This window comes from Photobacterium sp. R1, assembly GCF_054600795.1.
Map to the genome: position 1 here is coordinate 303903 of NZ_BAAHZP010000005.1, position 13152 is coordinate 317054.

The 13152-nt window shown below is 45.6% G+C and carries 13 protein-coding genes; 5 read left to right on the top strand and 8 right to left on the bottom strand.

What is annotated here, in order from left to right; genetic code table 11:
- Positions 1-94 precede the first annotated feature (94 nt).
- The 4 genes from ACYP03_RS11050 to potA all read right to left on the bottom strand — a co-directional run bounded on the left by ACYP03_RS11050 (position 95) and on the right by potA (position 4002).
- Positions 95-1126 carry an extracellular solute-binding protein gene (locus tag ACYP03_RS11050; RefSeq protein ID WP_248140339.1) on the bottom strand — a complete coding sequence of 344 codons (1032 nt, stop codon included), beginning with the start codon at positions 1124-1126 and terminating at the stop codon, positions 95-97.
- 143 nt (positions 1127-1269) lie between these two features.
- Positions 1270-2040, bottom strand: coding sequence for a spermidine/putrescine ABC transporter permease PotC (gene potC, locus ACYP03_RS11055; RefSeq protein WP_248140338.1), 771 nt, complete (start codon positions 2038-2040; stop codon positions 1270-1272).
- 2 nt (positions 2041-2042) lie between these two features.
- A complete protein-coding gene (potB, locus tag ACYP03_RS11060) occupies positions 2043-2900 on the bottom strand; it encodes a spermidine/putrescine ABC transporter permease PotB (RefSeq protein WP_459779797.1) in 858 nt (285 codons plus the stop codon).
- A complete protein-coding gene (potA, locus tag ACYP03_RS11065; protein ID WP_248140336.1) occupies positions 2884-4002 on the bottom strand; it encodes a spermidine/putrescine ABC transporter ATP-binding protein PotA in 1119 nt (372 codons plus the stop codon). The genes potB and potA overlap by 17 nt, the downstream gene beginning before the upstream one ends.
- Before the next feature lie 387 nt (positions 4003-4389).
- Here potA and ACYP03_RS11070 point away from each other — a divergent pair, with 387 nt between their 5' ends.
- The 5 genes from ACYP03_RS11070 to ACYP03_RS11090 all read left to right on the top strand — a co-directional run bounded on the left by ACYP03_RS11070 (position 4390) and on the right by ACYP03_RS11090 (position 7872).
- Positions 4390-5199 (top strand): DUF2189 domain-containing protein, encoded by an 810-nt coding sequence (locus ACYP03_RS11070; protein ID WP_330959525.1) that lies wholly within the window; start codon positions 4390-4392, stop codon positions 5197-5199.
- Positions 5196-5960: a glucosaminidase domain-containing protein gene (locus ACYP03_RS11075; protein WP_459779799.1), complete on the top strand. Its 765-nt coding sequence runs from the start codon at positions 5196-5198 to the stop codon at positions 5958-5960. Before ACYP03_RS11070 ends, ACYP03_RS11075 begins: the two co-directional genes overlap by 4 nt.
- 3 nt (positions 5961-5963) lie before the next feature.
- Positions 5964-6629 carry a DUF2987 domain-containing protein gene (locus tag ACYP03_RS11080; protein WP_459779801.1) on the top strand — a complete coding sequence of 222 codons (666 nt, stop codon included), beginning with the start codon at positions 5964-5966 and terminating at the stop codon, positions 6627-6629.
- Between the two features lie 150 nt (positions 6630-6779).
- Positions 6780-7184 (top strand): MbcA/ParS/Xre antitoxin family protein, encoded by a 405-nt coding sequence (locus ACYP03_RS11085; RefSeq protein ID WP_459779803.1) that lies wholly within the window; start codon positions 6780-6782, stop codon positions 7182-7184.
- A 1-nt stretch (position 7185) separates the two neighbouring features.
- Positions 7186-7872, top strand: coding sequence for an RES family NAD+ phosphorylase (locus ACYP03_RS11090; RefSeq protein WP_459779805.1), 687 nt, complete (start codon positions 7186-7188; stop codon positions 7870-7872).
- 47 nt (positions 7873-7919) lie between these two features.
- Here ACYP03_RS11090 and ACYP03_RS11095 read toward each other — a convergent pair whose 3' ends face one another.
- The 4 genes from ACYP03_RS11095 to ACYP03_RS11110 form a co-directional block, all read right to left on the bottom strand.
- The gene (locus tag ACYP03_RS11095) at positions 7920-9407 is read right to left on the bottom strand and encodes a carboxypeptidase M32 (RefSeq protein WP_459779807.1); all 1488 of its coding nucleotides are present in this window, start codon (positions 9405-9407) and stop codon (positions 7920-7922) included.
- 437 nt (positions 9408-9844) lie between these two features.
- A complete protein-coding gene (gene ttcA, locus ACYP03_RS11100; protein WP_459779809.1) occupies positions 9845-10774 on the bottom strand; it encodes a tRNA 2-thiocytidine(32) synthetase TtcA in 930 nt (309 codons plus the stop codon).
- A 347-nt stretch (positions 10775-11121) separates the two neighbouring features.
- Positions 11122-11985, bottom strand: coding sequence for a hypothetical protein (locus ACYP03_RS11105; protein WP_459779811.1), 864 nt, complete (start codon positions 11983-11985; stop codon positions 11122-11124).
- A 23-nt stretch (positions 11986-12008) separates the two neighbouring features.
- On the bottom strand, positions 12009-12716 hold the full coding sequence (locus tag ACYP03_RS11110; RefSeq protein WP_330959518.1) for a hypothetical protein: 708 nt from the start codon (positions 12714-12716) through the stop codon (positions 12009-12011).
- Between the last annotated feature and the right edge of the window lie 436 nt (positions 12717-13152).

Below are 13152 nucleotides of genomic sequence, written 5' to 3' on the forward strand. Positions count from 1 at the left end.
ACGTGTGGAATTCATTCAAGAATCAGTGGGAGAGTATAGCAGAGGGGGGGCGGAAAAAGGCAACCAATGTGGTTTGGTTGCCTAAAGAAAGTACTTATTGGCCAGCTTTCAGTTTCAGGAAGTTTTCCTCGTACAGAATATTGGCATCGCCGACGGCGTTTTGGAACTCGCCGCGATCCAGTTCTTCCTGTGGCGGGAATAATGTCGGGTTGTCTTTATACTTCGCATTCGAAGCAGCAACACCCGTCAGGTAACCGGTTTCTTCTGAAATTTTTGCGGCGACATCCGGGCGCAGCAGGAAGTCGATCATCTTGTGCGCAGCGTCCACGTTTTTCGCGTTGCTGGTAATCGACAGGTTGTCAACCCAGTAAATACCACCTTCTTTTGGCCATACTAATTGAATTGGCAGTCCTTCACGCTGCGCAGCAGCCGCTGAACCATTCCAAAGCATGCCTAAGCCAACTTCACCGGCCATATATGGTGCAGCTGGGTTGTCAGAGTTGAAGACCAGAACATTTGGCATCAGCTCTTTCAGTTTTTCGTAAGCTTCGTTGATCTGTTTAGGATCGGTTGTATTGCCTGAGTAACCAAGAATCTTCAATGCGATGTGATGCACTTCACGGGTGTCATCCATCAGCATCAACTGACCACGGTATTTCGGATCCCACAGGTCTTCCCAGCTGTCAAAATCAGCAGGGTTATACATTTCAGTGTTAACCGCAAGCCCAGTGATCCCCAGAACATGAGGGATAGAGTACTCATTGTTCGGGTCAAATGGCTTGTTCAGATAGTTCTTATCAAGGTTTTTGAAGTTCGTCAGTTTCGATTTGTCGATCTTCTGCAGCATGCCTTCATCGCGCATTTTGGCAACGAAGTAAGTTGATGGCACCACCAGATCGTAACCTTCCGGGTGTGCTTTCAGTTTGGCATACATGGTTTCGTTCGACTCATAAGTCGAATAGATGACTTTAATGCCCGTTTCTTTAGTGAACTGTTCACGTAATTCCGTTGAAATATACGGACCCCAGTTCATAAAGACTAATTCTTCATTGGCTGCATTGACACTACCGGATACCAGTGTAGCGGCACATGCGGCGCTGGCCAGAAACGCGGACCACTTCTTCATTGATGTGATAACTCCAAAATCCCTGATGGGATGGTTAATAAAACAGGGAATCAATCGACTGACTCTCTGCGTAAACGGCCAGGCAGAAATCTACCTGGCCGTGTTTCTTGCCTGATTATCGGGCAGAAAAGAAGAAACGCAACTTATTTTAATTTATCGCGGGTAATGACCTGTGAAAGCACAACCATGCTCAGCGAAATGATTAGCATGACAGTTGCTAACGCATTGACTTCAGGGGAAATTCCAACTTTAACCATTGAATAAATTTTCAATGGCAGAATTTCATAAGTCGGGCCGGTCACAAACGAACTGACAATGACATCATCGAGTGACAGGGTAAAGCTCAGCAACCACCCGGCCAATACAGCCGGTTTTGCTAACGGCAAAATAATTTGCTTCAGGATGACCCATTCACTGGCTCCCAAATCACGCGCCGCTTCCAGCATCTTGACATCAAAGCCCTTCAGGCGGCTGTATACAGTAACCACCACAAATGGCAGACAGAAGGTGATGTGGGAGAGCAACAGCGTGAGGAAACCCAGCTTCGCACCCATCAGGATAAAAAGTGCCAGCAGGGAAATGGCCATCACGATATCTGGTGACATCATCACCACAAAGAGCATGCCATTGACGAAACCTTTGCCTTTGAACTGGTAGCGGAACAGGGCAACGGCAGTCAGACTGCCGATGATCGCTGCAGCGGTTGCAGAAAACACCGCGATATTGAGCGAGTGCCAGGCTGCTTGCATCAGACTGTCGTTATTGACCAGCTGCTCATACCATTTCGTCGTAAAGCCGCCCCATTTCATCCCAAACTTGCTGGCATTGAATGAGTTCACGATCAGAATAATGATCGGGATATACAAGAAGGCGTATACCACAGACATCAAGCTGAATTTAAAAATACGTCCCACGATTATTCCAGCTCCACTTTACGGTTGAGTAGCTTGCCAGCACGATAGTAGGCATACAGCAAGACGGCCATGGACAAGGTGAGGGCAATGCTTGTCGCTGCACCAAATGGCCAGTCACGGGCATTCAGTACCTGGCTCTTAATCACGTTACCAATCAGCAGGTTTTTCGCGCCGCCCAGCAGATCGGAAATATAGAACATTCCCATTGCCGGCAGGAATACCAGCAGGCAGCCTGCAATCACGCCCGGCATTGTCAAAGGTGCGATGACTTTGATGAAGGTTTGAACTTTATTCGCGCCCAGATCCCGCGCCGCTTCAATATAGGTGTGATCCAGCTTTTCGATTGCAGAATACAGGGGCAACACCATGAAAGGTAACAGGATATAGACCAGACCAACCATGACCGCATACTCTGTGTACATAATGCGAAGTGGCTTATCGATGATTCCGATAGCTATCAGGCTGCTGTTGAACACGCCCTGAGTTCCTAACATGAGTTTCAGGCCGTACGTTCGGATCAGCGAGTTTGTCCAAAAGGGGACAATGACCAGAAACAGCATGACAGGACGCCATTTCTGCGGCATTTTCGCAATGCAGTACGCAAACGGATAGCCCACCAGCAGGCAGAGAATTGTTGCCATGCCGGCCATGTAGAACGAATGCAGCATCACCTGTGCATACAGGGGATCAAACAAACGGACATAGTTTTCCAGCGTGAAGGTCAGATCAATCAGATTGGCATCGTCACGGGTTAGAAAACTGGTGCTGATAATCATCAGGTTCGGAATGAAAACGAACAGCAGCAGCCATCCGACAATCACCGAAATGATGATGTTTTGCAGATTAAGCTTTTTCGTCATCAGTCAGTACCACTTCCCAACTTTCAACCCAGGTGATCGCGACTTTCTGATCCAAGGAGTGGTCTACATCCGGATCATCTTCGTTAAAGAATTCACTGACCATGACCGATTTGCCGGTTTCGATTTCAACCACTGAATCCAGAGTCATCCCTTTATAGGTACGTTCACGAACGTGACCCATCAGGCCCCAGGATTCTTCGTTCTCGTTGATTTCTTCCAGGCGAATATCTTCCGGACGAAGCAAAACTTTCAGTGCATCGTCTTTGTTGACGCTCAGGTCACAATGAATCACGGCTTCACGACCTTCGACGGTCGCTTTGATGCGCTTCTCATCAATACGCTCAATGACCGTTGCATCAAAGACGTTGATTTCACCGATGAAGCGGGCAACAAACAGGTTGCTCGGCTCTTCATAGATTTCACGGGGAGTGCCATCTTGTTCGATCTTACCGTCACGCATCACAATAATGCGGTCAGACATCGACAGGGCTTCTTCCTGATCGTGAGTCACGAAAATGAAGGTGATTCCCAAACGACGCTGAAGTTGTTTCAGTTCCAGCTGCATCTGTTTCCGGAGTTTATAATCCAGAGCAGAAAGGGATTCATCCAGCAGCAGTACCTTCGGCTTATTGACCACAGCACGGGCGATAGCAACCCGTTGCTGCTGTCCGCCAGATAACTGATGCGGTTTGCGCGGGGCAAATTGATCCAGCTGGACCATCTGCAACGCTTCCATCACACGTGGCTTGATGTCTTTTTCAGGCACTTTCTGCATCCGCAGGCCAAATGCAACGTTGTCAAACACAGTCATATGTGGAAACAGGGCGTAACTCTGAAATACCGTGTTGACATGACGCTGTTCGGCTTGAACCTGTGTCACATCTTGTCCAGCAATCAGAATCTGGCCCTCGTCAGCATCTTCGAAGCCTGCAATCAGACGCAGGACCGTGGTTTTCCCACAGCCGGATGGTCCAAGAATAGTTAAGAACTCGCCGTCGTTAACGTTGAGGTTTAACCCGGTAATAATTTGTTTACCGTCAAAGCTCTTACTGAGCTCTTTCAGTTGAATAACCGATTCTTTGGATGTGATGTTTGTGTTCAACTCTACCTTGTCTCCACATCGTTTCATGCAACTACATGCTGCACAAATAAGGTCTATTTCAGGAGGCGGATAATAGTCTTCCACCGGTTGAATTCAAAGTTTTTTTTGACCCATGAACATGACTTTTTTGCCAATTGATTTTGCGAAAGGTTTTTGAATATTTCTGAACAAAATCTGTCGGTTTTCCAGCTTAATCGTGCAGCTTTTAGATTGCAATCTGACGACTGGGCCCAGTGTTAATCTGAACAAAACCCGAATCAAGACGATACTTTTGCGCTCATTTTGAGGTATTGAAGCATTTTTTAACCATCGCGCGATTTGTTTACCGAAAGGGGTAGCGTACAATCGACAGCACTGTTTTGAATTTACTGTGAATCTTATATCTGTATGAATAACAAAAGTCTTCAGGTTGGCGGCTCAATCGAAAAAGCAACATCTGGTACAGCAGATTTGCAGGCTATCGCTGTTCTTCAGGAAGCCTGGAAAGTGACTGCAAAGCACTTTCTGACATTTTTTCCCGCGATTGCAGGGTTGTTTCTGGCGCAGCTGGCACTGCTGCTGGTTGCGCTGAAAGTGCAACTGGGTAACCCGGGCATCTTCTTTGACGCTTTTATCACAGGTGAAGGCCTGACCCCGGATATTCTCGAAGCCGGATTTATGGCAAATTTTTGGTCTGATGTACTCAGCGCGCCTTTATACGCAGGTGTCAGCCTGATGGCATTGAACCATGCGGTCGGTTTACCTACAAAACCGCGATATCTGGTGAAAGGTTTTCCTTTTGCTGTCGTGTCTGTTGTGACAATGCTGCTGACATCTTCGCTGCAGGGGATCGGTAGTGCGTTGTTCCCATTGATTGGCCTGTTCCTGACGATGGCCTTCAGCATGACGATCACACTGGTATGCGAAAAGCGTGTGACACCAATGAAGGCGATTCAATATTCGGTTGTCGCCACATTCCGTAAAATTCTGCCGATGTCTGCTATTTTCCTGGCCGTACTGATCCTGTTTTTCCTTTCCTTTGCGACAGCAGGTATTGGTCTGATCTGGACAATTCCGTTTTTCTTTAATGTAAAAGCGATTGTGTACAGAAATCTGTTTGGTATCACTCTTCAGGTGACCACAGTGCGTAAAGGGGACAATGGCGGCGACAACAATAACCAAGGAAAAGAAGAAGAGACGAAGGTATTCGACGCGTGATAAAAAATATAAAACAAACTGCCGTTGCAGGGTGCACGTTGGTGATTTTTGGCTGTGCTGAACCTGAAAAGCCAGCTGAAGAGACGAAACGAGTGACCCGGCCGGATTTCAACGTCATGGAAAACGTGACTCACAAGAAACAAACTTTTTTCAACTTTCTCCGTCCTGCAGTCTCGCAGGAAAATGCCAGAGTGAGCCAGGAACGCTCTTTCTTATTGGCAATTCAGGCTCAGTTTAAAGTGGGACAGGTAATTCAGGAAAACGACTTGGATGAAGCCCGGCAGTTTGGAGATGCTTACAAAGTTGAACTCACAGATGACAAAATTACCGAACAATGGCTGGATGAGATGCTGGTACGCGTCGATGAAATCCCGGAAACGCTTGTGTTGAGCCAGGCCGCCAACGAGTCCGGCTGGGGAACCTCCCGCTTCGCTAAAGAAGGCAACAATTATTTTGGACAATGGTGTTATACACCGGGTTGTGGCCTTGTACCGAGCGCAAGAAACGAAGGTGCAACTCATGAAGTCGCGGTGTTCTCCGATGCGCAGCAATCGGTTCACGCTTACTTCATGAATGTGAACCGTAATCGGGCTTATGCAGAACTGAGAGAAATCCGGGCTCAGGAAAGAGCTTCCGGCCACAAAATTACAGGACTGAAACTTGCGGAAGGCCTGCATCGTTACTCTGAGCGCGGGCAGGAGTATGTTGATGAAATTCAGGGAATGATTCGGCATAACAGACAGTATTGGCAACAGGGCTGACCGATGGCTAAAAACACTTTTTTACTGGCAGCATGCGCTGCAGCATTACTCAGTGCTTCAACACAAACTTTGGCGCAGAATATTGAGATGCGCTACAGCAACCTTTTTGGCAAATTGAAGCACAATGTTGAATCTTCCCATCCTGATGTAAAGATCGCCCTTTATTTGATAGATCAGCAAACGGGTAAAACCTGTGTTGTCCATAAAGGCTGGATGCAGAAAGAAGAGCATTATGAGGAGCTTGTGATTCCCGCAGATAATGCCTTGGTGATTCCGCTGGATAACAATCTCCGTCAGGCGAATCCGGATGTCACATTTGTCATTGACGATGGCATCGTCTGCGATCTGTCCATGCAAGTGATTGCGACCCACTCATTTGGAAAGTATGTGACAAAGGCTGAGCTTGCTGGACTTCTGCCACAAATGGACACAATGCTGAGTGATCTTGGTGGTATGTTCTCTTCCTGGTTTATGCCAGAGGTCAGCGGTGTTGTCATGCATTTTGAGCAGACCCAATCAGGGCTGATTGAAGTTTCAGACAAGAGCACGATTGCGATTCAAGCTGGTAAAGCTGTCGTTCACGTTAAAGAACTTCCTGAAAATGCTGTTTTAACTTTACCTTACCCTGCGGATAAGGTGACGCCTTGGCTGGCAAAATTCTCTTCCTAGTCAATTAAAGTCCGGGCTTGAGGGATTGTACTTCGGGCCCACCTTCCACAATTCTGCTGACTTTCCCTTCTTCCCAATATGCCGGATGAATGCCCATTTATAAACATTGTGCTATAATATGTCTATTAATAAGCATGGTGGGAGAGGGTCATGAGTACGCATTCCGTTGCTGCCAATGAGCCGATTGAGAATTCGGGTAACAAAGTGCTACCCGTTGTCTTCAACATTCTGGACAAATGGGACTGTAATCAGAACCAACAGATGGCGTTGCTGGGTTTATCCAGTCGCTCAACACTGAATAAATACCGTTCAAATCCTGAGTCAGCCAAAGTCTCGAAGGATCTGCTGGAAAGAATGAGTTATCTGCTGAACATTCATAAATGTCTGAGAATTTTATTCACCAGTGAAGACAGTGTCTATCGATGGGTTCAAAAGCCAAACAGTCATCCATTCTTTGCTGGCCGAAGTGCAATGGATGTGATGTGTCAGGGCCGGGTGGCAGACTTGTACGAAGTTGCCTCGCGATTGAATGCCTGGCGAGGAGGACGATCCTGATATGCCGAATGATGACAATATTCAGCATTTTAATGATCAGGTCTGTTTCAGGCTGATCCCTTCAAAGTATCCTCCGATCAATCTATATGAAGATGTTGCCGATCCCGAACAATTAGAAGCCGTTTTTGCAGTTGAGGCTTTAACGAATCCGCGGTTATCTGAAGAAACGGGAGACTTTTCAAGGGTCCCGGCGGAAGAAAGGTTAGTCGGTATCCCGCACTGTAGTTTTGTGATGGCGGCTTTTACTCATGTGAACCCTGACGGTGGCCGGTTTAACACGTCTGATTTTGGTGCTTACTATGCATCACGAGATGTGAATACCTCCATTAAGGAAACGATCTATCACATGGAACGAATTCTCGGATATACCCGGGAACCTGCACAAGATATCCAAATGCGGAGCATTCAGGCTTGGTTTACCGCCGATCTCACTGACCTGACAACACAGGTTCATTTGGATTCTAATTTGTACCACCCAACGCATTATGCCCATTCACAGGCGCTGGCTGTTTCATTGAAAGAACAGAAAAACGATGGCGTTGTGTATGAATCTGTGCGTCATCGGGGGCATGATTGTTACGCACTTTATAAGCCAAATCTGGTCCATAAAGTCTGCCAGTCTGCACACTATGTCTATAAATGGAATGGTACTGCAATTAACACCGTGCTTGAAATGAGTATGGTCTGAAATGAAAAAGGGCCTCAACAGCCCTTTATTTCAGTGATTCAGCTCATTTAACCTTCAAGGTAACGGCTGACCAGATGTTCCTTGAAGTAATCCGGATTCAATGTTTCACCTGTCGCCTCTTTCAGGATGTCCTCGGTAGAGAGGAAGCTGGCTTTTTTCCAGATGTGTCGGTCCAGCCAATTGAAAATAGGTTGCAGGTTCCGTTCGCGGATCAGGTTATCAACATTCATCTCGCGGCGCATAGCGGCCATGAATTGCGCGGCATACATGGCACCAAGTGTGTAGGAAGGGAAGTAGCCAAAACTACCGTCTGTCCAGTGAATATCCTGCATGCAACCGTCGGTGAAGTTTCCTTTTGTTGACAGGCCGAGGTATTCCGTCATTTTTTTATCCCAAAGATCAGGAATATCAGCGACTTCAATCTTGCCTTCAATCAAATCACGCTCAATTTCATAACGAAGAATAATATGGGCAGGATAGGTCACCTCATCGGCATCGACACGAATATAGCCCGGCTCAACGCGGGTATTGAAGAGTGCCATGTTTTCTGTGCTGAGAGCTTTATCGTTATTGCGGCCAAATACTTCACGCGCGAGAGGCGCCAGAATTTCGATAAAAGGCTTACAGCGGGAAAGCTGCATTTCGAAGAACAGGCTCTGAGATTCGTGAATTCCCATTGATCGTGCCTGGCCGACAGGAAAGTCCAGCCATTGCTCAGGCAGACCTTGCTCATAACGAGCATGTCCGGTTTCATGAATGACACCCATTAATGCACTGGTGAAGTCGTCTTCATCATAACGCGTCGTGATGCGAACATCAGTTGGCACACCGCCACAAAACGGGTGGGTGCTGACATCAAGGCGGCCATGCCTGAAGTCGAAACCAAGTTTGCCCATGATATCCAGACTAAGCGTCTTTTGCTGTTCAACCGGGAATGGGCCTTTTGGCACTAACACTTCGTCATGGCTTTGTTTTGTCCGGACATCCTGGATCAGAGAAGGTAACCAGGTTTTAACCTGGCCAAAAATCTGATCAATTTTGTCACAGGTCATTCCGGGTTCGTATAAATCCAGCATCGCGTCATAGCGGCTTAATCCTGTGGCTTCTGCCCGAATCTGTGCTTCTTCACGCGCAAGCTGAACCACTTTTTCCAGATTCTGGCTGAATTCATGCCAGTTGTTTTCTTTACGCTGAGAGCGCCACGCATGCTCACATTTTGAGCCGGCCAGAGATTTTTGCTCGACTAATGTTGCGGGAAGGACGTTGTCCATTTGCCACTGGCGCTTCATTTCTTTCAGGCTGATTTTTTGTTCAGCGGACAGAGACTCAGATTCAGCTTTTTCAAACCATTCACCCAGGTGAGGAGCGGTAGAGAGTTCATGGTGAATTAAAGCCAGCTCAGCCATGGCTTCTGAGCGCGCAGTGTTCCCGCCTTCAGGCATTTTTGCAGCTTGATCCCAGCTGCAGATTGAGGATAAATGATGAATTCTTGAGAGCTTCTTAGTGTGTTGCTCCAATTTTTGGTAATAAGTCATTTTTAATCCTTTATAGTGACTTGGCAGCGTGCAGGACTACTGCAGACTTTGAACCTTACTTGTTTGAAACGCGTCTAGCGATAAAGAACCCAGCCAAAGGCCACTTTGTTCAATCGATGAAATGATGATCAGGGAAGAAATCCCTGTGTTTCGATCTGGTTCTTAACGATCTGCGCAGCGGGCGAACAGACGGCTTCAAATGATGACAAGTATCTAACGTACCTTAGTATGATACGGATAATACAACCATATACCAGTCCGTTTTTAACAAAAACTTTGGTGTTTTGTTAAATGTTTTCTACAAAATGCAGTGTGACTGACTGTAAATATAGAAGCTGTAGCTATCATCTTTTAATTGAAGCATGGAATCTCAGAGAAACTGATGACTGCAGACATAAAAAAAGCCGCAGTGTCTGCGGCTCAGGGAGTACATTGGGTTAATTGACCTGAAGGATATCCAGTTTTTCACCCGGGTCAAATTCACTGACATCATCCGCAGCAGCGGGAGAGGCGGGCATTTCTTCTCGGTCAAATGCGATATCGCCACCGTTGATTGCACCTGAATCTTTGTCGATCGATTTGAAATCGAACAGATTAAAGTCTGCCAGATGTGATGGCACCACATTTTGCATGGCTGTAAACATGGTCTCTATCCGGCCCGGATAACGTTTATCCCAGTCACGCAGCATCTCTTTGATCACCTGACGCTGAAGATTCGGTTGTGAACCGCAAAGGTTACATGGAATGATTGGGAATTCCTTCATTTCCGAGTAACGTTCAATGTCTTTTTCACGGCAGTACGCTAACGGACGGATCACAACGTGTTCGCCGTTATCCGAAACCAGTTTGGGGGGCATACCTTTCATCTTGCCGCCGTAGAACATATTCAGGAACAAGGTTTCCAGCATGTCATCACGGTGGTGTCCAAGAGCAATCTTGGTTGCACCCAGCTCTTTGGCGGTGCGGTACAGAATTCCCCGGCGCAGACGTGAGCAAAGAGAGCAGGTTGTTTTCCCTTCAGGAACCTTCTCTTTCACAATGGAGTAGGTATCTTCATTGACAATCTTGTACTGAACACCAATTGACTCCAGGTACTCAGGCAGAATGTGCTCAGGGAAACCAGGTTGTTTCTGATCAAGGTTGACTGCGATCAATTCAAAACTAACAGGCGCACTGCGTTGCAAACTGCTCAACATTTCCAGCATGGTATAACTGTCTTTACCACCAGACAGGCAGACCATAATCCGATCGCCATCTTCGATCATGTTGAAATCAGCAATGGCCTGTCCGGTATTGCGGCGCAGTTTTTTCGCTAATTTGTCAAAACCATACTTCTGTGATTTTGTAAGCTCTTGATCTTGAATCATTGTTTCTCTCTTTCACACCAATAGTATTGCTTTCAACCTATTGGCGGTTATTTCACTGAGCGTGATGAACTGCTAAATCGACAGTTCGCCATCGTAAAAATGCATGCTTTCGAGGCGCAAGTCGGACTTGCTGGCCTTTAGCAAAAATTATGGCGGGTATGATACGGATTCCTGCGATGGATTCCAGTATGTTTTGCGTAAACGCGCAGAAGCCTATGATCTGAAAAAGTGTTTGTTTACACGACCAATCCCTGGGAAGACGAAGTTAAGCTGAGCGGGGTTTTCACCGTTAATGAAGAAATTATCAGGAGAACATGAAGATTGGTGACTATGCCGATTGGCATTTACTACAGGGTTTGTAATGAAATTTTTGCATTTTCAAGGTCCTGCTGACTAGACACGCCAAGCCAAACCAATTGCTCACCGTCTCCTTGAACAAATGTCTCTAACCGTTGTGGCTGTTCATCAGAAGGGGGCATCTGAATGACATATTGATCACCAGATTTCACTGTGCCCAGTGCAAGTATATTTACATTTGGGTGCTCAACCGGGTTGACGATATAAAGTACAATTTTCTGTTGCTGAATTTGAGCAATGACGGATTGGGTTTGTACGTTCTCCAGCGTTAACTGATACCAGTTCTGGCTTGTTTGAGCATTGTAAATTTTCCGTTTTGGCAGCGGGTACATTTTTCCGTCCGCGGGTAGTTCGGTTTTTGATAATTGAGTTAAGTTTTTAGGCATTTCGGTGCTCACCAGCCAACATTCCAGTGGTTCTCCATTGCCTTGTGATAAAGAGATTGAAAGGGTTGAAGTATCATCACCGGAAACAATAATTAAAGACGCGTTTCCTTGACGTTCTGTTGTGCCTGGAATGGTGAAAATCTCAGGTTGGTATTGATTGCTCCAAGTGACCGTTAATTCAATATCGTTATCGTTTTCTGAAGCGTTATAGACGACAACACAATATATATGATTTTTTAATAAAGACGAGCAGGTTGCAGTTTGACCTTCCTGCAAATAAATGAGTCGTCCATCATCCCAATTGATAATGCTTTGACTTTTTTGCAGCGATTCAGAAGAAATAACAGGAAAGCTGGTAAGGAATGAAAAGCCCAAGCATACAATTCCAACCGTTGAAATCAGAAATTGACGCCTGGGCACATTCATTATAGCGGTTTGATTATGAGAAGGTTGCTTTGGTTTTTCCATTTCACGCAACCTCTCATTATTTTTTACAGATATTGAGCAACAATTGTTGAGTCAGATGAGTTTTGCTGACTATCAGCATTCATCCATACTTTTTGTCTGCCATTACCCTGGTCATCATAAGTAATTGTTTGTGGTTGTCCTTTAGGTTTTACGATTTCGTAGCTTGAACCTTCAGCAACTGTACCGGTTGGCACAATCACATTACCGGGATCACCCACAGGGTTATTGATAAATACTTTCGCTTGGTTTTCGGTGAATTGAACTGAAATGAACTGATTTTGCGGACTATTAATCGTCAGCTGGTACCAGCGGCTTTCAGGCACTGCGTAGTAACGATCACGGCTGCCATACGAACGAGTCTCACCATTGAAAGGTAATTGCATGTTTTCGATACCAGAAGTGTTTGTTGGCATACCAACACTACCGATCCATGCATCAACTTTCGCTCCTGACTGTTGACTGGTGATTGAGATAGAAACTGTTTGTGTATCGGTACCTGAGACCAATGCCAGAGCAGCTAAGCCATTGTTGCCTGTGGTTCCGGGGACAGTGACGGTTTTTGGTGGGAAGCCATTACCGATATTGACGTTTACCGGAATATCCTGATCCTCTCCAGCTGCATTATATAAAAATACAGCATAAAGTTGACCGCTTTTCAGTGCTTCACATGTTGCTGTGTCGCCTTTTGTTAAGGCAATGCTACGACCGTCATTCCAAACTATAGTACTCATTGTTATTTCCTCAATTAAATAGATTCAAATTATTAACGAGCACCATTTGAACTTTATCAGTTCAATACATCAGGTTCTGGTACTTTAGTTCAACTTAAACACCATGGCAAATTAATGTTTTAAGGTGATTAATATCCGTGTGAATTACAGATTCTGTTTTCGGTTGATGAATGATTTTCTGGTTTTTTCTTATTGAATAATCTGTTTTTATAAATCAAGATTTACATCACGTTTTCAATGAAATTAAGATGATTATTCAAAGCCAATACAGATGGTTGATTTATATGTAATTCTTAGAGATGGCTTGTGATATTTCGTTTTAACCTGTTGTTTTTATGAGCATGTATTTGAGTCTATGATTTTCATATATTTTGTTATAGATCTGTTTTTGATGAATTTAAATTGCTCTGATGAGGATGTAAGTATCATGACTGTG